This window comes from Myxococcales bacterium, from assembly GCA_016712525.1.
GTDB lineage: Bacteria > Myxococcota_A > Polyangia > Polyangiales > Polyangiaceae > JAAFHV01.
In genome coordinates, this window is sequence record JADJQX010000008.1 from 505147 (window position 1) to 526826 (window position 21680).

Below are 21680 nucleotides of genomic sequence, written 5' to 3' on the forward strand. Positions count from 1 at the left end.
TACTCGACCCTCGTCATGCTCGACATCGCCTTCATTCGCCAGAACCCCGAGCTCGTCCAAGCGGCCATCACGAACAAGCGCCTCGAGCTCGACGTGAACGAGCTGCTCGCCGTCGACAAGGAGCGCCGCGACGGCATCGTGTCGGTCGACGCGAAGCGCGCCCGCAAGAATCAGCTCGCCGCGATGATCCCGAAGGCGAGCAAAGAAGAGCGCCAGGCCCTCATCGACGAGGCCAAGACCGTGCGCACGGAGCTCGAGGCCCTCGAGCCGAAGATGGCCGAGATCCAGCGGCGCTTCGACGACCTCATGCTGCGCGTCCCGAGCCTCCCCCGCCCCGAGGTGCCCATCGGCAAGGGCGAAGAGGACAACGTCGAGATCCGCAAGGTGGGTACGCCACGCACCTTCTCCTTCACCCCGAAGGATCACGTCGAGCTGGCCACGGGCCTCGGCCTCGCCAACTGGGATGGGCCGCGCAAGTTCGCGGGCGGCCGCTCGTACGCGCTCACCGGCATGGGCGCGATCCTCGAGATGGCCGTGACGCGCCTCGCGATCGACGTGCTCGTCTCGCGGGGGCTCACGCCGGTCATCCCGCCCGTGATCGTGCGGGAGCGTGCGCTCGTCGGCACCGGGTTCTTCCCGCTCGGCCGCGAAGAGGCCTACTCCATCCCCGCCGACGATCTCTTCCTCGTCGGCACGAGCGAGGTCGCGCTCGTCTCGCTCCACGCGGACGACGTGCTCGACGCCTCGAGCCTGCCCATCCGGTACTGCGGCATGTCGCCGTGCTTCCGCCGCGAGGCCGGAGCTTCGGGCAAGGACACGAAGGGCCTCTACCGCGTGCACCAGTTCACCAAGGTGGAGCAGGTCGTGTTCTGCGCGCCGGACGAGGAGCTCGCCGAGAAGGAGCACTATGCCCTCCTCGCGAACGCCGAGGCGATCCTCGAGAAGCTCGAGATCCCGTACCGCGTGGCCATCGCGTGCACCGGCGAGATCGGCCTCGGGCAGACGCGCAAACACGAGGTCGAGTCGTGGATGCCCGGGCGAAACGCCTACGCCGAGACCCACTCGTGCTCGACCCTCGGCGATTTCCAGGCGCGCCGCTCGAACATCCGCTTCCGGAAGGAAGACGGCACGCTCGCGTTCCCTTACACGCTCAACAACACGGCGATCGCGAGCCCGCGCATCTTGATCCCGCTCCTCGAGAACCACCAAAACGAGGACGGCTCGGTGACCGTGCCCAAGGCGCTCGTGCCGTACATGAACGGCGTCGAGGTCTTGCGCCCCAAGGCGTGACGCGGAGACGAGGCGGCGGCGCGGCGCTCAGACGAGCCGGACAGGGGACGCGAACGCCGCCTCGCCGTGCCGGAACGGGAGCTTTTTTCCCTTCAGCGTGAGGTACGCCCCCGCCGAAGCGAGACACACCACGAAGGCGAGGAGCAAGAGCACCCAAGTGCTGCTCCTGCGGCGAGGCGCGTCGGTCGATGGTGGAGGCGCGACGGGCGCCGCGTCGGGCGAAGGCGCGCCGAACGGAGCGCCCCCGAACGATCCGGAGGGCACGGGCCCCGACATCGGCCCCGAGCCAAACCCGTTCGGCATCCCGCCAGGTTGACCGGGCATCGCGCCAGGTTGACCGGGCATCGCGCCAAGTTGACCGGGCATCGCGCCAGGCTGACCGGGCATCGCGCCAGGCTGACCGGGCATCGCGCCAGGCTGACCGGGCATCGCGCCAGGTTGACCGGGCATCGCGCCAGGCTGACCGGGCATCGCGCCGAACCCTTGTGAGGGAGAAGGCCCTTGCGGGCCTGGCAGCGGCCCACCGAGCAGCGCCGCCCCTGGTGGCCCGGAGAAGCTCACCGGGGTGCGGACCGCGAGCGGCCCCGGCGAAGGCGCGCCACTCTGCGGCGCGGGGAAGCCTGGCGCCACGGCTCCCATGGATCCCGAGGGATAGCGGGCGGCCTCCGGCATCGGACCGTAGCCCGGACCGGCCCCGTAAGGCCCGAGCCCCGGCATCGCGGGAGCCACGGGGGGGGCCACCGGCGACGGCATGGATCCGGAAGGGAAACGCTGGGGCTCTGCGCCCTGCGCCGGGCCGAGCGCGAAGGCTTGCGCGGGCGGTGGAGAAGGCGGACCCGCGCCCAGAGGCGGTCCTTGAGGCGCTTGCACCGCGCCCATTTGCCCCGAGGGGAACCGCTTGGGCTCGTTCCCCGAAAGGCCGATGTGCGGGTTCGACCCCGAGGGCGCGCGCCCCTCGGACGCTCCTGCCGGGAGGCCCACCGCGGGGGGACGCGGCGAGGCCTCGACCTCGGGCCAAGAGGGTGCATTCTGCACATTTTGGGTCGGCAGGGGGAGCCCACCCGGCGGGCTCTTCGTGGCGTCGTTTCGTGAGCCGAGCGCCATGGTGGCCGCGAACGGAGCGGCGGGAGCGGGGGGCGCGGGGCGCGGGGGCTCGGCGCGTGGAGGAGCTGGGCTGCCGGCGGGCCCGAGGCGACCCGCGAGGATGTCGGCGGGCGTGAGGCCGAGCGGGAGCGTGTTCGGGGCGTGGGGCTTCACGCTCTCGGCGAGGAGCTGCCGCGCGGCCGCCGGGCTCATGGCCGCCGTCACCTCGTTCGCCGCGGGGGGGTCGAAATCGAGGTTGGGGAGGCCACCCGTCGGATCGACCGGCTTCTTGGTGAGGAGCAGCGCCTCGCTCGACTCGACACCGCTCATGGGGACGAGCGGCTCCGGAACGAACCCGGCCTTCGTACCTGCGAGATCGCCCTCGAGGGCGGCGCGGGTGCGAAGGAGCTTCACGACCTCGGGGGCGACCTGAGTGGTGACGAGGCTGCGCGGCTCCCGGCTCGACCGAATCGACTCCACGTCGAGGTCGTCCGGGACGAAGATCGGCCCCCGCTCCGTCGCGTCGTCGAAGCCTCGCTCGGGGATCGTCGACGGGACGACCTCGGCGTTGCCCCACACGTCGAGCGAGGGCGCAGGGCGCGCCACGGTCGCCTCGTTCCCCGCGGGAGGGAACGACGAGGTCGTTCGGATGGCCACCATCGACGGCGAGGACACCTTGCGCGCGCGGAGGAGCGCCGTCGGGTCGACCGCACCGGCGGATGGCTTCAACCGCGCCCCGGGCCCCTCCATGATCAGGCGGCGAACGTCGGCGCGAGAGAGCTTCTGCGTCAGCGCCGCGTCCTCGTCGTCTTCGAGGAGCCCCGGGTCCGGCGGCTCTCCTGGGTCGCGTGGGGTCTTCCCCGCCATACCCAGATGCTAGCGTCGCTTTCGGGGCCTGGGCCAACTCGATTGCTAAGACGGTCGATTATTGGCCGAGGGGGGATCCGGCGTTCAGCGCCGCGGGGCGTTTTGCGCCGAGAACTTGGTCGCAGGGTTTCCGGCGATTTACCGGGGAAAGGTGACCTACGAACGCCCCACCACCTTCGCCGTGCTCTTCACCCTGTCGGCCCTCGTCGCTCCCGCGTGCGATTCGGGCGCGAGCCGCGCCACGGATGAGCCGATCCCCGCCCCGTCCGCGAGCGTGCCTCGCGACGAGCCGAAGGCCGAGAGCGAAAAGGACACGGGGCAAGGGGACACGGCGCGCCCCGCGGCGGAGCTCGACACGGGCGGCGCGTGCCCCGAGGGGATGGCGCTCGTCGACGGCGACTACTGCAGCGCGGTCGAGCAGCGGTGCAAAGAGGGCAAGAGCTGGTACGCGAAGTGGAACGACAAGACGATCTGCCTCGAGTTCGAGGCCCCGTCGAAGTGCGTCGGCACGAAAGAGCACAAGCGGTTCTGCATGGACCGCTACGAGTACCCGAACCGCGCCGGCGTGCGGCCCACGGTGATGAACGACTTCCCGATGGCCCAGCGTTTGTGCGCCGACCAAGGCAAGCGGGTGTGCACCGAGACCGAGTGGACGATGGCGTGCGAGGGGCCCGAGTACAAGCCGTACCCCTACGGCTTCGCACGAGATCCCGAGATCTGCCGAGGGGATCAGAAGGGCGTGGAGCCCGAGCCCGAGGGCACGAGCGAGAACGGGATCCCGTTCTACAAGTTCGCGTCGAAGGATCGCGAGGTCCGAAGGGCCGAGCTCGAGAGGCTTTGGCAGGGCGTCCCCTCGGGGTCGCAGCCGAAGTGCGTGAGCGACTACGGCGTCTACGACATGCCCGGAAACGCCGACGAGCTCGCCGCGGCCGAGTCCAAGGAGAGCCTCTACGACAACGTGACCACGGGCGGGCCGTGGCGCTACGGCGTCAGGAACCAGTGCCGCCCCAAGATCACGACCCACAACGAGGGCTTCGCCTACTACTACCTGAGCTTCCGCTGCTGCGCCGAGGCCGACGGGAAGCCGACCGATCCTCGCTCGCCCAAGCAGATCCGCAGGCACGAAGAGTGGCGAGGCGGCAAGCCTCCCGTACGCGACAGCTGGGACGGCGACCCGATGCCCGACGCGACCCAGGGCGCGCTCGAGCCCAAGCGCGAGAAGCCCGCGCGAAAGACGGCGAAGGCGCCGAAGCCCGAGCCTCGCTGAGGCTTCCCCTCCGAAGACGAATGCCCCTCGGCTCGTGTGCAGACTGCACGCATGCGCGAGGGGCATCGACGTTACGGGCGGAGGCGTGGATGGGATTCGAACCCACGTATGATGGTTTTGCAAACCATTGCCTAACCACTTGGCTACCACGCCGCCCGAGCTTGCGCTCTGCAACGAGGACTTAGCCGAAAGGGGCGGGCGAGGTCAACGCCTTCCGCGTGGTGGCCCTCCTCGGGCCGACGAAACCGGGTATGGTGCGGCCCATGCTCGTGCTTCGTTCCCTCGCATTTTTCCTGGTTCTCGCGGCGGCGGCGCTCGCCCTCTCCGGCTGCGGGACCCCATGGCGTGTGCTCAGCCAGGCGAACCCGAACCCGATCGGCCCGCGGTCGAAGCTGACCGTCCAGAAGATGACGTTCGAGAACCTCCAAGTAGGCGAAAAGAGCGACAAGCAGTACGCGGGCGAAAAAGAGGACAAGACCGCCGCGGCGTGGGAGGGCGACAAAGCCGAGATGGCGCAGGCCTTCGCGAGGGCCTTCATCGAGGCCCAGGAGCCGCTCCAGACCGGCGACAACGGGGACTTCGTCGTGCAGCTCAACTGCACCTTCATCGAGCCGGGGTTCTACGCGTACGTGGCGAGCGCGCCGGCCGAGATCCACGTCCGGGTGCGGGTCGTCGACCGCGCCGGCACGCTCGTCGACGAGATCGAGATCCGCACGGCCTCGAGCGACATGGCGAAACGAACGCGGCTTCGAAACGCGGCCGACGCCGCCGGCGCGGCGCTCGCCAAATACCTGAAGAAACGCGTCGGGCTGTGAGCGACGAGGCGAAGCCCTCCGAGCCCGCTCTCTTCGAGGAGGATCCGAAGGCGGAGCTCGCGTCCCTCCGCGCCGAGCTGCGAGAGACGCGCGAGCTCCTTCGTGAGCTCGTGGCGATGCTCGGGGAACGTGGGCTCGTCGATCCCGTCGAGGTGAGGGCGCGCCTCGCCAACGCGCGGAGGCAAGGGCACACCGACGCGCACCCCTACCGCGCCGCCGCACCCCCGGCCGAGCCGCCTCCCGCGGGCACGGTCGCGTGCGCCAAATGCGGCACGATCGTCCCCGAGCGAAAGGTGTTCACGAACGCGAACGGGCGGTTTTGCCGCGACTGCTTCGAGCCCGCATGAGCCACGCCGTCGTGCGACGTGACGCGCTCGTCGCGAGGCTCCTCGTGGTCTTCGCGAGCTTCGCCTTTCGCCTGCCGGAGCTCGTCCACGCAGGCGAGGTGAACTCCGACTCGGCGATCGTCGGGCTCCAGGCGATGCACGTCATGAAGGGCGAGACCTCGGCCTTTCTGTGGGGCAGCGGATACCAGAGCGCCGCGGACGCCTACTGGGCCGCACCGTTCTTTGCGAGCTTCGGCAAGACCCCGTATTCACTCGTCTTTTCGGCCCTCACGCTGCACGTGCTCGGCACCTTGGCGATGCTCTCGATGGGCGAGCGGCACGCGCGGCTCGCCCGGCTCTCGCGCCCGAGCTACGCCGGCGCCCTCGTGAGCCTCCCGCTCGTGCTCACGACCGCCGCGATCCACACCTACGCGCTCTACCCGCCGCGGCAGCTCTCGATCACGGCGGCCCTCGTCGCGCTTTGGCTCGTCGACAGGGCATCGACGTCGCGTTTCCGGCTCGGGCATCTCTTCGGCGGAGCGGCGCTGTCCGGGCTCGCGTGCGCAGCCGATCCGTACGCGCTCGTGTTCGTGCCGCTCGTGGGTCTCTCGGTCGCCTTGTCTTCGCTCGAGGGCCCCATGGGCCGCGCGCACGTGAGGCTCCTCGCGTCGAGCCGCGACCGCCGCGACGTCGCGGTGCGCCTCGGGGCGGCCCTCTTCGGCGCCGCGGCGGGGGCCGTGCCGGTCTGGCTCATGTGGCGTTCGCAGGGCGCGCGCCTCGGCGTGACGAACCTCGACGCCTCGCGCGTCGCGCACAACACGAAGCTCCTGCTGGAGACGTGCGGGCCGTGGGCGTTCGGCATGACGAGCTACTACGCCAGGGTCTCCATGGACTACGCCCCATGGGACATGCACCCGGCCTACGCGCTCTTCGCGAAGGCCGGAGGGTGCCTCTTTTTGGCCTTTTTCCCCGCGGCGCTGCTACTCGCCGTCACGAAACGGCGGCTCCGGTTCGCGTCGCGGAGGGCCGGGGTGGTCGGCGCCCTCGCCCTGCCGCTCACGCTCTACGGGTTTCTCACCTCGGTCATGGTGATGGACCATTTCTCGATGCGGTACCTCGCGAGCATTCCGCTGCTCGCGCCGTTCGCCCTCGTGCCGCTCCTCGTCTCCCTCGGGCCGAAGCGGCTCGCGTGGCTGCTCGTCGCGCCGCTCGCGGCGGCGGGGATCTCGGGGTGGGTGTCGTTCGGGCCGGACGTGCGTGGCCCGCTCGTCGCGCCGAGACCGGTCGGCCCCACGGACGAGGCGCGCCTCCACGAGGCGCTCTCGCGGGAGGGCGTGACCTATGCCATGGCCGACTACTGGACGGCCTACCGCGTGACCTTCATGACCCAAGAGGGGCTCGTCGTCGTCCCGACACACGAAAAACAAGACCGGTACCGACCCTACCGCGACGCGTTCGAGCGAGCCTCACGCGTCGCGTATCTCGTCGATCCGAAGCGGTCCTCCGAGGCCCCCGAGGTCGTCGGCGAGGCCCTCGCGAAGGGCGAGCTGTGCGGCAGAGGGCGCGTCCGCCGCGCCGATGTGGGGCGCTTCGTCGTGTTCGTGGTCGACCGCGCGCTCTGACGTTACGCCCCGGTCGGGCCGGGTCGCGCGAATCAGAAGAGGAGCGCGAAGATCTTCATCGCGACGAACGCCATGAGCGCGCTCAACGGCAGCGTGAGCACCCAGGCGATCACGATGTTGCCGGCGACGCCCCAGCGCACCGCCGAGAGTCGCTTCGACGCGCCGACGCCCATGATGCACGCGTTGATGCAGTGGGTGGTCGAGACGGGCACGCCGATGTGGCTCGCGCCGAGGATGACGAGCGCGCCGGCCGCCTCGGCCGCGAACCCTTGGATGGGCGAGATGTGGATGATCTTCGAGCCCATGGTCTTGATGATCTTCTGCCCGCCCGCCATGGTGCCGAGCGCGATGGCGCTCGCGCACGCGAGCACGACCCAGAGCGGAACGGCGTCGCCCTTCGGCGCGATCATGGGCGGCAGCGTGTGGCCGGCCTTGCCGTAGGCGAGGAGCGCGAGGGTGATGACACCCATCGACTTCTGCGCGTCGTTCGAGCCGTGCGCGAACGCCATGAGCCCGGCCGAGACGAGCTGGAGCTTCTTGGAGGCCCGGTTCACCGCGGCGACGCGGGCCTTCAGGAAGTGCACGATCCAGAGCACGCCGATCATGACGAAGAACGCCACGACGAAGCCGAGCGTAGGCGAGACCACGAGCGGGACGAGCACCTTCTGGACGAGCGCCGACCACTTGAACGCCGAGAGGCCGGCGTGCGCGACGACGGCGCCTGCGAGCGCCCCGATGAGGGCGTGGGAGCTGCTCGACGGGATCCCGAACCACCAGGTGACGAGGTTCCAGATGCACGCGCCGACGAGCGCGGCGAGCACCACCTCTTGCGTCACGATCGACGGATCGGCGAAACCCGACGCGATCGTCTTGGCGACCGCGGTACCGACGACGGCACCAAAAAAGTTCAATAGTCCCGCCAAGATAACGGCCGTACGAACCGGGAGTACGCCGGTCGACACCACGGTGGCGATCGCGTTGGCCGCGTCGTGGAAGCCGTTGATGTAGTCGAACACGATGGCGGCGATGACCACCGCGACGAGCAGGCTAAGCATGCTTGACCGCGAGGTTGGCGAGCACGCTCGCGAGCTCGTCGCAGTGATCGAGAGCGTTCTCGAGGTCGTCGAGGACGGCCTTCTCGCGGATGAGGACCTTGCCGTCGATCGAAGGGTCCTTGAAGAGCCGAGACACCTCGGCCTTGTAGATGCGATCGCCCTCTTTTTCGAGCTTTCGGAGCTCGCGCGAGAGCTCGACGATCTCTCCGTACGCGTGCTTTCGAAGGAGCGGGATGGCCTTGTCGACGACGACCGTGCAGTCGTGGAGGACCTTCATGAGCTCGCGCATGGCCGGCGAGAAGGCGTCGACCCCGAAGAGCCGCGCGGCCTTGGCGGCCCCGTTCGCGAGATCGAGCACGTCGTCGAGCTCGGACGAGAGGTGGTGGAGATCTTCGCGATCGATCGGCGTGACGAACGTCTTCGCGAGCGCCTCCTCCATCTCGTGCACGAGCTGGTCGCCCTTGTGCTCGAACGACTGGAGGACTTCCGACGCCTTCGCGACGTCGTCCTCGGCGAGCACGGCCGCGACGCCTTCCCTCGCCGTAGTCGCCTGTTTCTCGAGGATGTCGAAGAAGTGCTCTTCTTTGGGGACGAGCCACCGGATGACGTCTTGGATTCCCATGCGGTCGGCGCCACGGTGGCGACTTGTCGGGCGGGGGTCAAGGACCACGGCTCGAAAGTTGCGAAGCCTTCACATAGGCGTGCCACGGGAGTTTCGTGGCGGAGAGAGCCGCGGCAGAACCTGCGCGTTTCGGGCCCCCTCTCGGGGTCAGGGCTTCTTCCCGAGGTAGGCGCGCGCGGCGAGCGTGCCCTTTTCGTGGAGCGGCACGACCTCCGGGGAGAACCCGGCGCGGCGCAGCGACCCGACGAACGACGCCTCTTCGTAGCCGGACCAGACCGCGTACACCCCACCTGGGGCGAGGGCGTCCCGGGCCGTCGCGAGGCCGGGCGGTGCGTAGAGTCGCGCGTTCGGGCGGAAGCTCGCCCACCCCGGGCCATTGTCCACGTCGAGGAGGATGGCGGCGAGGCTCGTCTCGCGCGCGATCACGTCGACCACGTCGGCGGTCTCGAGGACGACACGCGGATCGGAGAGCACGTCGCCGACGAGGTGCTTTCCGTGCGTCTCGGCGATTCGGAGAACGGCCGCGAGCTTCTCGACGACGACGACGCGGGTTCCGGCCGGCACGACCGAGAGCACGCCGCGGAGGGTCGCGCCGAAGCCGAGGCCACCGACGACGACCGCGCGCGTCGCGTCCGGGAGGCCTCTCGCCGCGAGCGCCCCGAAGCCGTGCTCGGTGCCGAGGGCGCGGCTCGTGAGGAGCGGAACGTTGCCCAAGACGAGATCGAGGTGGCCGTCACGCTCGCGCAGGGTGAGGGTGCGCCCGGCCTCTTCGTACACCTCGACGATCCGAAGGGCCATCAGCGCCGCTCCGGAGCCACGCCCGAAGGGGCCGAAGGCGGGAGAGGTGAAAGCAGCACGGCCCCCGACGGCCTCGGTGGCGACGGCGTTCCGGCCTCGAGCGGCACGACCGGGTGCGAAGGGATCGCAGCCGAGTGAGGCGGCGCGACGGGGTGGGGTTGGGGAGCGGACCGCCCCGCGATGTAGGCGGCCATGAAAAACGCGAGCACGGCCGCCACGGCCGCGACGATGGCGAGACCGTAACGAGGTGGTTCGTGGGGGGGCGCCGCGGGCGGAGCTTGCCTCGGTGCCCCCTGGGGCGCCATCGGGTAGAACTGACCGGGCGTGGAGAGCCGAAGCTGGGCGCCCGCCACCCCGAGCGGCGTGGGCGCGATCGGGGCGTGCGAGATCGCGACGGGGGGTGCGGGGGTGTAGGAGAAGCTCGGACCGAGGATGGCCGCGCGCTCGAGCGACGGGGCGGTCGCGTGGGGCGCGTAAGGGGCGAGCGCGCGCGCGAGCTCGGGGATGTCCGTGTAGCGTTTCAGGCGGTCGCGCTCGAGGCACTTGGCGACGACCTCGCTGAACCCCGGCGGGCACTCGGGCAGGATCTCGGCCACGGTGGGGATCCTGTGCTTCATGACCTGCTGCACGAGCTCCCCGAGCGACTCGGCGGTGAACGGCCCTCGACCGCAGACGAGCTTGAACAGGATGACACCGAGCGACCAGATGTCGCTGCGGGTGTCGGCCGCGCTCGCGTTCAGCACCTGCTCGGGGGCCATGTAGCTCGGCGACCCGAGGAGATCGGTCGCGCGGGTCACCACGCTGTCGTTCGTTCGAGCGGGCGGCCTGCGGCTCCCGGCGCGTGCTTTTCCGCCGGGGTTCGTGTCGTCGGCCTGCGCTTCGATGTCGAGGAACTTCGACACGCCGAAGTCGAGCACCTTGATCGTCGGCGCGCCGCCCGGCCCCTCGGCGAGGAAGAGGTTCGCGGGCTTGATGTCCCGGTGCACGATCCCGTACGAGTGCGCCTCGCCGATCGCCTCGCACGCTTGGAGGATGTACTCGACGGCCTCGGGCACGGGCAGGCGGCCTCGGATCTTCAAGAGGTCGGAGAGGTCCCGGCCCTCGAGGTGCTCCATCACGATGTAGGGGGTGCCGTCCTCGAAGGCGCCGACGTCGAGCACCCGCGCGGCGTGCTGGCTCTTCAGCTTCACGCTCGCGCGCGCCTCGCGCATGAAGCGCTTCGTGTACGACGGGCTCACGACCTCGGGGCGCATGCACTTCAGCGCGACGGTCTGGCCGAGCTGGAGGTGGGTCGCGGCCACCACGATGCCCATGCCCCCCTCTCCGAGGATCCGCTCCACGCGGTACTTGCCGCCGACGATGCCCCCGGGAGTTAGTGCCACGCGCGCTCCAGACTGGCCTTTCTATCACGACCCGACCGGCCTCCACGAAAAGGCGGCGCGACCGGGCCAGGCCAAAAAGTGGCCGGGCCACCCGCGACACCCCGAAAATCGGCCAATTTCTCGGCCATTTTGCTTGGCACGGGGTGTGAAGATGTGTGGGCATGCACCACCGCTCCGCCCCTCCCCTCTCCCACCGCGCCGCGGCGTACCTGGTTCGCCTCGCGCTCGCGGTGCTCCTGTGGCCGTCGCTCGCGCGTGCCGACGAACCGATGCCCGAGTCGGTCATGGTCGACCGCCTCGCCGACGGTGACCTCGACGCATTCGACACCGTGGGTCCGCTCCGACGGGGCGAGACACGAGGCCGCTACCGGGGGCTCTCCCTCTCGCTCGGAGCGCACGCGGCGCTCGGGCCCGAGCGCACCGAGCACGGGGCGTTCGTGGTCGTGGGGATTCCGCTCGACGCCGCCCTGCCCGCGCCGAGGGCCCTCCCGGATCTCCGTGGAATCTACACCGATTCGCCGCCGGTCGAGCGCGCCGTCCTCCGCGCCCAGGGCGTCGGCACGAACGAAGGTCCGACGTCCGGTCCGAGGCCGCCCGGTGCGCCCTACGTACGCGCGATCGTGGCGGCGGCCGAGCGGGCCCAGGGCGTCTCTTCCGGGTTCGGCCGCCTCGACGCGCTCGCCGGTCGCGCGAGGACGAGCGGGCTCTTGCCCGAGCTTCGCCTCCGCGCCACGCGCTACGTCGACGACCGCGCCCAGGTCGACGCGCTCGCCGATCAGAGCCGGCTCACGGACACCTCGTCGAAGAACCTCGGGCTCGAGGCGAGGCTCACGTTTCGCCTCGACCGCGTCGTGTTCGCCGACGAAGAGCCGGCGCTCGAACGCACCCGTCTCGAGGTCGCGGCGTACCGCGCGAAGGTGTCGCAGAAGGCGCTCGATCTCCTCTTTCGCCACTACCGCGCGCGGGTCCTCGCGAGCGACGGAGGCCCCGATCACGACGAGGCCATCGCCCGCGAGGCCGAGCTCGCCGCGGCGCTCGATGCCCTCACGGGAGGTTTTTTCGCCGCCCACCCCCCACCGTGACCCGTGGTCTCGCGCGCGGCCCGGCGAGGCCTTGCCGCTTCAGTCGGCCTCGTCGACCGCGCCGCCCTTTTTGAGGGTGCCGCCGGCCGCCGCGAGCAAATAAGCCTCGATGAAGTCGTCGATGGCGCCGTCGAGCACGGCGTCCACGTTGCCGGCCTCGTGCGAGGTGCGAAGGTCCTTCACGAGGCGGTAGGGCGCGAGCACGTAGCTGCGGATCTGGTTTCCCCAGGCGATCTGCGTCTTCGTCGCTTGGTAGGCGTCGTGCGCCTCTTCGCGCTTCTTGAGCTCGACCTCGTAGAGCTTCGCTTTCAGCATCTTGAGGGCGAGGGCGCGGTTTTGATGCTGCGAGCGCTCCGCGCGGCACACGATGACGATGCCGCTCGGGAGGTGCTTCATGCGGACGGCCGTCTCGACCTTGTTGACGTTCTGCCCGCCCTTGCCGCCGGCGCGCATCGTCGTGGTCTCGAGGTCGGTGTCCTTCACGACGATGTCGATCTCGTCCTCGATGTCGGGCGTGACCTCGACGGCCGCGAAGGCCGTCTGGCGGCGAGCGTTCGCGTCGAACGGAGAGATGCGCACGAGCCTGTGCACGCCGTGCTCGGCGCGGAGGTACCCGTACGCGTTCGGACCGGTGACCGAGATAGAGGCGCCGTCGATGCCGGCCTCGTCCCCTTCTTGGTAATCGAGCAGCTCGCACTTGAAGCCGCGGCGATCGCACCATCGGCGGTAGAGCCGGAGGAGCATGAGCGCCCAGTCCTTCGCGTCGGTGCCGCCGGTGCCGGGGTGGATGCTGACGATCGCGTTTGCGTGGTCGACCGGACCCGACAGCATGCGCTGGAGCTCCGACGCCCGCACACGCGCCGACAGGTCGGGGAGCAGCGCCTCGACCTCGGCGACGATGCCCTCGTCGTTCTCGGAGGCTCCCAGCTCGAGCATCTCGGCGGCGTCGTTCACGTCGCGGTCGAGCTTCTCGAAGGCCTCGACCTTCGTCTCGATGTTGCCGCGCTTCTTCGTGGACGCTTGGGCCTTCTTCTGGTCGTCCCAGAAGCCTGGCGCCATCGTCTCTTGGTTCAGGGCCTCGAGCTCACGCTTAAGCTTGGGGAGGTCAAAGATGCCCCCTTAGCGTCATGAGGCGCCTTTGGAGGTCTTGGAGGATTTCCCGGGACTCGGAAAGCATGGGACGCGGGGGTTTAGGCGCCCTTCACGCCGAAATCAAGCGAGGCCCACCCGGCCGACCGCCTCGGCACACATAGGCACACGGCACACATGTGCCATAGGCCACGAAATTTCCATACGTTACGAGCACATAAGCACATGTCATCCGCTGGCATGGGCGCTGCAAACCTCCTCGGCACACACCGCCTTTGGAGGTCCCATGCGACTCGGAGCCCGTCTCTTCCTTCTTCCCATCCTGCTCGGCGCCACGCTCATGAGCGAGGGGTGCGCCGCCGAGAGCGACGACATCGACAACGGCTTCGAGTCCGACGACCCGCGCGGCGAGCAGGAAGAGGTCGACTACACGTCGTCCGCCACCCCAGGGGCAGCTCAGGATGCCGGAGCCGCGGCCCCTTCCGCGTCGAGCGACGCACGCTCCCCCGAGGCGGCGAACCGCGCCATCGAGGAGGCGGACATCATCAAGGTCGAGGGGAACCGACTCTACGCGCTCTCACGGTACGGGGGGCTCTCGGTCGTCGACACGACGAACCCGGGCGCGCTCCGTTTGCTCGGGCGGAAGCGCCTCGGCGGCATCCCGTTCGAGATGTACTTCCGAGACGGCCGGGCCATCGTCATGATGAACGACTTCGGCCACTACGTCCGCGACCAAGGCTCGTTCTACGGGCGATGGGTCCAGACGAGCGAGATCGCCGAGCTCGACGTGGCGGACCCCGCCCGGATCACCGAGGTCGCGACGTACGACGTGCCCGGCGCGATCGCCGACTCGCGGCTCGTCGGCAAGGCGCTCTACCTCGTCACGTACGAGAACGGGAGCTGCTACCGCTGCGCCGATAGGCCCTCGACGATCGTCACGTCGTTCGACGTCGGAGCCGCGATCACCAAGATCGATCAGCTCCCGTTCTCCTCGCCGAACGCGGGGTACGCGGCGTGGCAGCGGAGCGTCTCGGCGACGAACGAGCGCCTCTACGTGGCCGGCCCCGAGTGGAGCTGGAACGGCGGCGACGGCGGCCGCTCGGTCATCCAGGTGGTCGACATCAAGGACCCGAACGGCAAGCTCGTGAAGGGCGCCGACATCCCGATCGCCGGCCAAATCCAGAGCCGGTGGCAAATGGACGAGCACCAAGGGGTGCTCCGCGTCGTGAGCCAGCACGGCAACGGGTGGGGCCCGAACGGGGCCATCGATCCCCAGGTGGAGACCTTCGCCATCGACTCGTCGTCGAGCTTCCGCAAGCTCGGACAGACGAACCTCAAGCTCCCGAAGCCCGAGTCGCTCCGGGCCGTACGCTTCGACGGGACGCGCGGGTACGCCATCACGGCCGAACGGTCGGATCCGCTCTTCACGATCGACCTCTCGGTGCCCTCGGCCCCGAAGCAGGCGGGGGAGCTCCACATGCCGGGCTGGATCACGCACCTCGAGCCTCGAGGGGACCGGCTCGTCGGCTTCGGCTTCGAGGACACGACGTGGCGCTCGCGCCTCGCGGTCTCGCTCTTCGACGTGTCCGATCTCGCGAGGCCCACGCTCACGAAGCGCGTCGCGTTCGGAACGGCGGGCGGGGGGTACGCCGAGGACGCCGACCGCATCCACAAGTCGGTCCAGGTGCTCGACGACAAGGGCCTCGTGCTCGTGCCGTTCGCGAGCCGCGGCGGGTGGGACGGAGCCTCGTGCAGCCCGGGCAAGAGCGGCATCCAGCTCATCGACTACTCGCGGAACGACCTCGTGCTCCGCGGCGTCGCGCCGCAGCACGGCGAGCCGCGGCGCGCGTTGGTGACGGGAGACACGCTGCTCGGCGTCTCGGACCGGAGCGTGACCACGTTCTCGATCCAAGACCGCGATAACCCTACGAAATCCGACGACACCGACCTTTCGAATCCGGCGTACCGCATGGTCTCGGTGGGGGCGAGCATCGCCTCGATCACGAACGACGGGTGGTCGTCGGAGGTGATGCTCTCGCTCACCCCGAAGGAGAGCCCCGACGACGCCCGGGTGACCGGGAAGGTCTCGCTCGCGAGCCTCGCGGGAGAGGGCGCGAGCGCGTGTGCGATGTGGGGGAGCTCGTGGACGGCCTGGTACTCGGCCCGGCTCTTCGCGTACGGCCACCACGTGATCGTGACCGTGCCGGTGCACACGTACGATGGAGCGGCCTCGAGCAAGCTCGTGGTCGGGGTGGTCGACGTCGCCGATCCCTCGGCCCCCAAGCTCGTCGCCAAGAGCCAGATCGTCATGTCCTCGCGGGGCTACGGGTCGGGCTTCTTCGACGGCTACGGCTTCTACTCGAGCTACGGCGGCGCGATGCTCGGCGCGGGCGACGGCGTCGTCATGGTGGGCTCCAAGCTCGCCTACCTCGAGAACACGACGGAGGTCGCCTCGGGGCCGTTCGGCGCTCGCTCGAGCGTGGTGCGCCGAACCCTCCACGTGCTCGACCTCGCTGCCCCCGAGGCGCCCGTCGAGCTCCCCGCGATCACGCTCGGCGACAGCCTCGGGGCGTTCCCGCTCCTCGTCGACGGGACCAAGGTCGTGACGTCACGCTGGGTCGAAGGGTCGCGCGCAGGGAAGGTGAAGTTCTTCCTCGACCGCGTGGACCTCGACGGGCCCTCGCCCACGCGGCTCCCGGCGGTCAACACGCCCGGCTCGGTGATCTCCCTCGACGCGCCGACCTCGCGCCTCGTCACGGCCGACTACACGAAGATCACGTACCCGGCGTCGGACTACGCGTCGTGCGCGGCGGTGACGGGAGGGGACGGGCGCTACGTGACCTCGAAGGAGACGTGCACGACCGTGGCCCGTACGTTCAAGCTGGTCGACGCGGACGGGACGAAGCTCTCGGTTCGAAGCACGCTCGCGCCGCCGTCGCAGCGCATGGGCGGCCTCCTCGCGACGGACGACCGCGTGTATGTTACACACTACCCGAAGTACGACTACACGAGCGTGCGGACGTCGGACGGGATGTCGATGCCTCGGGTCCTCGACGAAGGGGGCATGTGGACCCTCGGGGGCGTGCGCGACGGGCAGCTCCGGATCGTGAACGAGCTCGTCGGTGACTCGAAGTGGCCGCTCGCGGCGCGCGGGACGACGATTGCACTCTACACCGAGAGCGGGCTCGCGCTCTACGACACCACCGCGGAGGCCTCGCCCCCGAGGCTCGTCGGAGAGGCCAAGCTCCGCGGCTGGGGGTACACGTCCCACGTGCTGCTCGAGGACGACCGCGCCGTCTGCGCGATCGGCGAGCACGGCATCCAGGCCGTCGCGCTCACGCGCTGAACCGGGAGCCTCGAGCATCGCCCGCGCGGGTCACGGAGCGCCGTGGCCCGCGCGACGCCGATTTCGCTCGACGAGTGGCTACGGGGGTCACGAGCTACGGAACGTCGCGTTCCATCCGCACGTGCATGCCGATGCCCGGCATGTCGAACGGCTCCGAAAACCGGCTGAGCCCGAGGCGCTCGTAGAAGGGAGCGGCCGTGAGGCGCGCGTTGCACCAGAGCGTGCCCCCGCCGCGTTCCGTGACGTGCGCGACCACCGCGGCGACCAGGGACGCGCCGTGCCCGTGCCCACGAACCTCGGGGGCCGTGGCCATGCCCCGCAGGCGAAACCCACGGCGACCGTCGCCGCCCGGGCGAGCCTCGGGGACGAGCGAGGCCACGCCGACGATACGCCCGTCGACCTCGACGCCGAAGTGCACGGCCAGAGGGCTCGTGTCCCCCTCGAAGACGCAGTCCGCGAGCGGCCTCCCGGGGCGAAGGACGAGGGAGCGGAGGGGGTGGGTGGCCTCGGCCGAGATCGAGACGACGCGTGGCATACCAGACGTTCTCATCGCGGAGGAGCGTATCAGAGCGCCCCGTTCGCCGACCCGTCGGCCCCGCCATCGCCCTTGCGTGGCGCGACGACGGGCGAGCCCGAAGGATCGAACGGCGAAGGGACAGGGGCGCGACGCGGGCCTTCCGTACAAGGTGGGACACGTGCGTCGTAGAAGGCACGCGCGACCTCGAGCCGGGGGGTCGCGCCGACGAGGCGGAACGGCGTACCGACGAGGGCGCAGTCGCGCTGGAGCAGAACGTAGAGCTCGCTCCCTCGGCCGTGCGGCTCCTCGAATCGCAGGCGGCCGAACGCGCGGCGCCCCTCGTCGTCGGGTCGAGGGCCGAAGAGCTCGACGACCTTCGTGACGCGGCTCTGCGAGACGACGTCCTCGCACGAGCCGGGGAAACACGCGGGGCTCGAGAGCTCTCGGACGGCGCCGCGATCGCCCCGCTCGGACGCCTCGACGAGCGCGCCGAGGAGCCGCTCGGCCTTGTTTTTCCCTGTGGCGACGGACGGCTCGGCCGAGGGCTCGAGGGAGGCGTCGGGAGACGTCGCCCACGCGGGGACGTCTTTTCCCTCGGGCGAAGCGCCGAGACGGCGGGGGGGGCCCGAACGCGCGAGCCGCTCGCGGAGGTCGTCCGGCGAGGGAGGTAAGCCTTCTTGCTGCGGCCAACACGCGACGGCGCCCGAGGTGGCAAAGGCCGCGCCGAGCGCGAGGGTGGTGAGCCACGCGGCGCGACGAGGCCTCACGCGATCCCCACGAGCGCGCGCGCCGAACGCACGGGGCCGAGCGTGACACCGAACGCGGCGAGGGCCGACCTTCGCATCTCGTCGGGGTCTCCGGTCGTGAAGAAGCCGGGCTCTCCGCCTCCCTCGGGCACGAGCCCCGACGCTCGCACGCGTTCGGCGAGGAGCGCGGCGGGATCGAGCAGCGCGACCCCCGGCAGCGCCTCACGGAACACGGGGAGCAGCGCCGGGTAGTGCGTGCACGCGAGCAAGACCGCAGGGAGCGCGCGCAGATCGGCGACCGCACGCCGAACCTCCCGCGACACCGCGCTCCCCGAGAGCTCTCCCCGCTCGACCATCGCCGAGAGGGGCTGCGCGACACGCGCGACGACGCGGACGTCTCCGAGCCTCTGGGCGTGGGCGCGCGAAAGGACCGTGCGCACGCCCCCCACGAGGCCTATCTCGCGATGCCCCGACGCGCGAACGAGGGCGACGCCCGACGAGATCACGTCGTGCACGGGCACCCCTTCGGGGACACGGGCGCCCGGGAAGGCGGTGCTCGCGGCGTTGCACGCGACGACGACCGCGACGGCCCCGCGCGACGCGAAGGCCGACACGATGGCCTCCATGCGGGCCCGCAGCGCCGCCCGCGACATCTTACCATACGGTAAGGAACCGCTGTCCGAGAGGTAAACGAGGCCAGCGCGCGGACGCCCCTCGGAGAGGCGACGAAACACGTCGAGCCCGCCGATGCCCCAGTCGAGCACCAGCACGAACGGACCACGCGCGAGCCCCGGCTCGGTCATGGATAGCTTTGGGGGAGCGTGAACCCGCGTGGGAGGGGGCCCGTGTCGAACGCGACGATGCGCGAGGCGAGGGCCACGTCGATGACCTCGAGCTTCTTGCCGGGGAAGCGCCCCTCGAAATACCACCGGTACTCGTGCTCGGCCCGAATGGGGTTGTGCTTCAGCATCGTGGCCCAGCCCGGATCGCGCACGAGGCGCCGGAGCTTCTCGCGGAAGGCCTTCTTTCGACCGCGCTCGCGGAGCCCTCGGAGCGTCGACGCGACGAGCGCGGGGGCGTCGGACGAGGTCAAAGGAGACGCGACCATGTCGACCACGAGGATGCGACCTCCCGGCGCGAGGACCCGCCGGATCTCGGCCATGATCGGGTCCCAGTCGAGGTAGCGGAACGACAGCATCGACACGACCACGTCGACCGACGCGTCGGGGACGGGCAGCGAAGGCCCCGCGATCGTGCCGAACGTCACGTTCGAGAGGTGACCGAAGCGCCGCTCGGCCCGGGCGATCATGGCCCCCGAGGCGTCGACCCCGTGGCCCGAGGCGATCCGTGGCGAGAGCCTCGCGAGCAGCGCGCCGTTGCCCGTGCCGATCTCGAGCACGCGCGGAGCACGGGAAAAAGGCATGTGGCGTTCGATCCAGTCGACCTCGGGCCCGCGCACCGCGATGTCGGCGAAGGCCTCGTCGTAGAGGTCGGCCACCTTGTCGTACGAGCCGTCGACCGGCGCCTCGTCGGGCTCGTAGCGGGTCATCGCCTCGACGGGTAGGACATGCGCGTACTTGAGGATCGAGGCCCCGAGCCCGTGCGATTTTCGGCCCGGGAGGGCGACCACGTAGAGGGCGGCGTCGTCGCTCGCGTGCGGCGGATCCCACACGAAGCGGCGCGGGCTCCGCGAGAACGTCGTGTAGAGGTGGTAGCCGTAGGCAGGCACGCCGAAGGTCCGCGCGAAGAACGGGCAGAACCAACGCGCGCTCCGGCAGGCATGAAAGTAGGCCGAGGCGCCCTCGGCGAAGGGGATGTGGAGGGTGCGCCACTCGTGGGGGCTGAGCTGCTCCGGCACCTCCGTCGTTCGGAACATGGGGCCGTACATGCCGGAGTGGCCGACGAAGTGGAGCTCGTCGATGCGCTCGCCGCGGGCCGCGATCCGTCGGATCGCCGCGACGAGCTCGGCCTTGCTCTCGACCGCGACGTCGACGACACGCACACCGGGCAAAGCGGCGCGCTTCTCGGCGGCGAGCGTGCGGGCCACCCGGCGAAACTTGGGGCCGCCCTCGCGGTAGAGGGTCGTGTAGGCGACGAGGACGGTCACGGGACGGGCTCCCACCGCTCTTCGGAGAGCACGACGTCGGCCGGGAGCCAGGCCCCGCCGCGGGCACGCAACGTGACACGCGCGGTCTCGTCGAAGAGCCGGAAAGACGCCACGTCGCCCGCGTAGACGTGCAAGGTGACCCCGCGCGCGTCGTGGCTCTTCATGGTGTGCACGCGGTCTTCGTCGATCTCGAGGACGTCCCCCAAGGAGAGCTCCCGCACCGCGCGCTCGCAGAGGCCCAGCGAGGAGCTCATGGCGTACCCTCGTTCCTCGAAGCGTCCCTCGAGCACGGCGACGACCCCCCGCGCCCCTCCGTGGTCGTGCGGCGCCGAGCGCACGCCGGGCGCCCATGTGGCGCGCATCACCTCGCCCACGTCCGCCTCCGCATAGAGCACCTCACGCGTGTAGGGGCGCCCCGCCACGACCTCGACACGCGGAGGTGGGAGCGCCATGGCCTGCGCGCGTGCGGCGGCGAGGGTGGCGGTCGACACACGGCCCGTGGCACGAAGCTCGGCGAGCGCCGCCACGAACGGGCGGTCCGGGCGATTGTCGTCGGCGTTCGTGCGGCTCACCATGTCTCGTGCTCCTCGAGCGTCGAACGCCGCGCGGGGCCCGACCGATTCCGCGGCGAGTCTTCGCGATGACGGCGCGATTTTCAAGGGAAGAGCCGGGCCGGTCGAGGGCAGATGCGCTAAGGGTGAGCCCCATGGAACGGCGCACTTTTTACCCGGAGATCGAGCCCTACAACCAAGGCCACCTCGACGTGGGCGACGGCCACACGCTCTACTTCGAGGAGTCGGGGAACCCGAACGGCAAACCCGTGGTGTTCCTGCACGGCGGGCCCGGGGGTGGAACGGAGCCGAAGCACCGGCGTTTCTTCGACCCGAAGGCGTACCGCATCGTCCTCTTCGATCAGCGGGGGTGCGGGAAGAGCAAGCCGCACGCGTCGCTCGAGGCGAACACCACGTGGCACCTCGTGGCCGACATCGAGCGCATTCGCGAGCACCTCGGTGTGGAAAAGTGGCAGGTCTTCGGCGGCTCGTGGGGCTCGACGCTCGCCCTGGCCTACGCCGAGGCTCACCCCACGCGCGTGACCGAGCTCGTGCTCCGCGGCATCTTCTTGCTCCGAAAGAGCGAGATCGACTGGTTTTACCAGGGTGGCGCGAGCGCCATCTTCCCCGACGCGTGGGAGGCGTTCCGCGATCACATCCCGGAGGCCGAGCGGTCCGACTTCGTGAAGGCGTACTACGCGCGCCTCACCTCGAGCGACCCGGCCGTGCGGAGCGCCGCGGCGCGGGTGTGGAGCGTGTGGGAGGGCCGAACGAGCTGCCTCATCCCGAACGTCGACCTCATCGAGCGCACCGCGGGGGACGACTTCGCCCTCGCGTTCGCGCGCATCGAGTGCCACTACTTCATCCATGACGGGTGGGTCGCGGGCGACAAGGCGCTGCTCGCGAACGTCGACAAGATCCGCCACATCCCGACCGTGATCGCGCAGGGGCGGTACGACGTGGTGTGCCCGGCGACGAGCGCGTGGGATCTTCACCGCGCCTTCCCCGAGGCCGACCTCCGGATCGTGCCCGACGCGGGCCACGCCGCGGCCGAGCCGGGCATCGTGCACGAGCTCGTCTCGGCCACCGACAGGTTCGCCAAGCGGGCATAAACA

Annotated in this window: 19 protein-coding genes and 1 tRNA gene; 9 read left to right on the forward strand and 11 right to left on the reverse strand. The window is 70.2% G+C overall.

Features of this window, described 5'->3' with window-relative positions:
- The first annotated feature begins 15 nt into the window (after positions 1 to 15).
- From serS to IPK71_31555, 3 genes are all read left to right on the forward strand, one after another.
- Complete coding sequence (gene serS, locus IPK71_31545) at positions 16 to 1290, forward strand: serine--tRNA ligase (GenBank protein ID MBK8218288.1); 1275 nt, start codon at positions 16 to 18, stop codon at positions 1288 to 1290.
- A gap of 188 nt (positions 1291 to 1478) precedes the next feature.
- A complete protein-coding gene (locus IPK71_31550) occupies positions 1479 to 2510 on the forward strand; it encodes a hypothetical protein (GenBank protein MBK8218289.1) in 1032 nt (343 codons plus the stop codon).
- 881 nt (positions 2511 to 3391) lie between these two features.
- The gene (locus tag IPK71_31555) at positions 3392 to 4507 is read left to right on the forward strand and encodes an SUMF1/EgtB/PvdO family nonheme iron enzyme (protein MBK8218290.1); all 1116 of its coding nucleotides are present in this window, start codon (positions 3392 to 3394) and stop codon (positions 4505 to 4507) included.
- 81 nt (positions 4508 to 4588) lie between these two features.
- Here the strand turns inward: IPK71_31555 and IPK71_31560 are convergent.
- Positions 4589 to 4660 (reverse strand) — tRNA-Cys (locus IPK71_31560).
- A gap of 110 nt (positions 4661 to 4770) precedes the next feature.
- On the opposite strand from IPK71_31560, the gene IPK71_31565 reads away from it, so the two are divergent.
- From IPK71_31565 to IPK71_31575, 3 genes are read left to right on the forward strand one after another with little or no spacing between them, the layout of a single operon-like run.
- Complete coding sequence (locus tag IPK71_31565; protein ID MBK8218291.1) at positions 4771 to 5322, forward strand: hypothetical protein; 552 nt, start codon at positions 4771 to 4773, stop codon at positions 5320 to 5322.
- Positions 5319 to 5669: a hypothetical protein gene (locus IPK71_31570; protein ID MBK8218292.1), complete on the forward strand. Its 351-nt coding sequence runs from the start codon at positions 5319 to 5321 to the stop codon at positions 5667 to 5669. The genes IPK71_31565 and IPK71_31570 overlap by 4 nt, the downstream gene beginning before the upstream one ends.
- Positions 5666 to 7270, forward strand: a complete 1605-nt coding sequence (locus IPK71_31575) for a hypothetical protein (GenBank protein MBK8218293.1) — start codon at positions 5666 to 5668, stop codon at positions 7268 to 7270. The genes IPK71_31570 and IPK71_31575 overlap by 4 nt, the downstream gene beginning before the upstream one ends.
- Before the next feature lie 32 nt (positions 7271 to 7302).
- On the opposite strand, the gene IPK71_31580 is transcribed toward IPK71_31575, so the two are convergent.
- The 4 genes from IPK71_31580 to IPK71_31595 all read right to left on the reverse strand — a co-directional run bounded on the left by IPK71_31580 (position 7303) and on the right by IPK71_31595 (position 11127).
- Positions 7303 to 8325, reverse strand: coding sequence for an inorganic phosphate transporter (locus tag IPK71_31580; protein MBK8218294.1), 1023 nt, complete (start codon positions 8323 to 8325; stop codon positions 7303 to 7305).
- Positions 8318 to 8947, reverse strand: a complete 630-nt coding sequence (locus tag IPK71_31585) for a DUF47 family protein (GenBank protein MBK8218295.1) — start codon at positions 8945 to 8947, stop codon at positions 8318 to 8320. The genes IPK71_31580 and IPK71_31585 overlap by 8 nt, the downstream gene beginning before the upstream one ends.
- A gap of 147 nt (positions 8948 to 9094) precedes the next feature.
- Entirely contained in the window at positions 9095 to 9745 is a 651-nt protein-coding gene (locus IPK71_31590) for a hypothetical protein (protein MBK8218296.1), read from the reverse strand.
- Positions 9745 to 11127 (reverse strand): serine/threonine protein kinase, encoded by a 1383-nt coding sequence (locus tag IPK71_31595; protein MBK8218297.1) that lies wholly within the window; start codon positions 11125 to 11127, stop codon positions 9745 to 9747. The genes IPK71_31590 and IPK71_31595 overlap by 1 nt, the downstream gene beginning before the upstream one ends.
- A 161-nt stretch (positions 11128 to 11288) precedes the next feature.
- Here IPK71_31595 and IPK71_31600 point away from each other — a divergent pair, with 161 nt between their 5' ends.
- Entirely contained in the window at positions 11289 to 12209 is a 921-nt protein-coding gene (locus IPK71_31600; GenBank protein MBK8218298.1) for a hypothetical protein, read from the forward strand.
- 39 nt (positions 12210 to 12248) lie between these two features.
- Here the strand turns inward: IPK71_31600 and prfB are convergent.
- A protein-coding gene (gene prfB, locus IPK71_31605; GenBank protein ID MBK8218299.1) for a peptide chain release factor 2 occupies positions 12249 to 13386 on the reverse strand; the annotation gives its coding sequence in 2 pieces (ribosomal slippage) (positions 12249 to 13316 and positions 13318 to 13386; 1137 coding nt in all).
- 198 nt (positions 13387 to 13584) lie between these two features.
- Here prfB and IPK71_31610 point away from each other — a divergent pair.
- Positions 13585 to 16644: a beta-propeller domain-containing protein gene (locus IPK71_31610; GenBank protein MBK8218300.1), complete on the forward strand. Its 3060-nt coding sequence runs from the start codon at positions 13585 to 13587 to the stop codon at positions 16642 to 16644.
- 94 nt (positions 16645 to 16738) lie between these two features.
- Here the strand turns inward: IPK71_31610 and IPK71_31615 are convergent, their stop codons facing one another.
- Genes IPK71_31615 through IPK71_31635 form a run of 5 tightly spaced genes read right to left on the reverse strand, consistent with a single transcriptional unit; the run spans position 16739 to position 20589 of the window.
- Positions 16739 to 17194 carry a GNAT family N-acetyltransferase gene (locus IPK71_31615; GenBank protein MBK8218301.1) on the reverse strand — a complete coding sequence of 152 codons (456 nt, stop codon included), beginning with the start codon at positions 17192 to 17194 and terminating at the stop codon, positions 16739 to 16741.
- A gap of 14 nt (positions 17195 to 17208) precedes the next feature.
- Positions 17209 to 17928 (reverse strand): hypothetical protein, encoded by a 720-nt coding sequence (locus IPK71_31620; protein MBK8218302.1) that lies wholly within the window; start codon positions 17926 to 17928, stop codon positions 17209 to 17211.
- Positions 17925 to 18710: an aspartate/glutamate racemase family protein gene (locus IPK71_31625; GenBank protein MBK8218303.1), complete on the reverse strand. Its 786-nt coding sequence runs from the start codon at positions 18708 to 18710 to the stop codon at positions 17925 to 17927. The genes IPK71_31620 and IPK71_31625 overlap by 4 nt, the downstream gene beginning before the upstream one ends.
- Positions 18707 to 20014, reverse strand: a complete 1308-nt coding sequence (locus IPK71_31630) for a class I SAM-dependent methyltransferase (GenBank protein ID MBK8218304.1) — start codon at positions 20012 to 20014, stop codon at positions 18707 to 18709. The genes IPK71_31625 and IPK71_31630 overlap by 4 nt, the downstream gene beginning before the upstream one ends.
- Positions 20011 to 20589, reverse strand: a complete 579-nt coding sequence (locus IPK71_31635) for a cysteine dioxygenase family protein (protein ID MBK8218305.1) — start codon at positions 20587 to 20589, stop codon at positions 20011 to 20013. The genes IPK71_31630 and IPK71_31635 overlap by 4 nt, the downstream gene beginning before the upstream one ends.
- Before the next feature lie 131 nt (positions 20590 to 20720).
- On the opposite strand from IPK71_31635, the gene pip reads away from it, so the two are divergent.
- On the forward strand, positions 20721 to 21677 hold the full coding sequence (gene pip / locus IPK71_31640) for a prolyl aminopeptidase (protein MBK8218306.1): 957 nt from the start codon (positions 20721 to 20723) through the stop codon (positions 21675 to 21677).
- Positions 21678 to 21680 lie beyond the last annotated feature (3 nt).

Excerpts from the sequence above, each read along its gene's own strand:
- IPK71_31600 (MBK8218298.1), top strand. The coding sequence starts at position 11,289 with ATGCACCACCGCTCCGCCCCTCCCCTCTCCCACCGCGCCGCGGCGTAC.
- IPK71_31580 (MBK8218294.1), bottom strand. The coding sequence starts at position 8,325 with ATGCTTAGCCTGCTCGTCGCGGTGGTCATCGCCGCCATCGTGTTCGAC.
- IPK71_31610 (MBK8218300.1), top strand. The coding sequence starts at position 13,585 with ATGCGACTCGGAGCCCGTCTCTTCCTTCTTCCCATCCTGCTCGGCGCC.
- IPK71_31635 (MBK8218305.1), bottom strand. The coding sequence starts at position 20,589 with ATGGTGAGCCGCACGAACGCCGACGACAATCGCCCGGACCGCCCGTTC.
- IPK71_31585 (MBK8218295.1), bottom strand. The coding sequence starts at position 8,947 with ATGGGAATCCAAGACGTCATCCGGTGGCTCGTCCCCAAAGAAGAGCAC.
- serS (MBK8218288.1), top strand. The coding sequence starts at position 16 with ATGCTCGACATCGCCTTCATTCGCCAGAACCCCGAGCTCGTCCAAGCG.
- IPK71_31575 (MBK8218293.1), top strand. The coding sequence starts at position 5,666 with ATGAGCCACGCCGTCGTGCGACGTGACGCGCTCGTCGCGAGGCTCCTC.
- IPK71_31550 (MBK8218289.1), top strand. The coding sequence starts at position 1,479 with ATGGTGGAGGCGCGACGGGCGCCGCGTCGGGCGAAGGCGCGCCGAACG.
- IPK71_31565 (MBK8218291.1), top strand. The coding sequence starts at position 4,771 with ATGCTCGTGCTTCGTTCCCTCGCATTTTTCCTGGTTCTCGCGGCGGCG.
- pip (MBK8218306.1), top strand. The coding sequence starts at position 20,721 with ATGGAACGGCGCACTTTTTACCCGGAGATCGAGCCCTACAACCAAGGC.
- IPK71_31615 (MBK8218301.1), bottom strand. The coding sequence starts at position 17,194 with ATGAGAACGTCTGGTATGCCACGCGTCGTCTCGATCTCGGCCGAGGCC.
- IPK71_31590 (MBK8218296.1), bottom strand. The coding sequence starts at position 9,745 with ATGGCCCTTCGGATCGTCGAGGTGTACGAAGAGGCCGGGCGCACCCTC.
- IPK71_31625 (MBK8218303.1), bottom strand. The coding sequence starts at position 18,710 with ATGACCGAGCCGGGGCTCGCGCGTGGTCCGTTCGTGCTGGTGCTCGAC.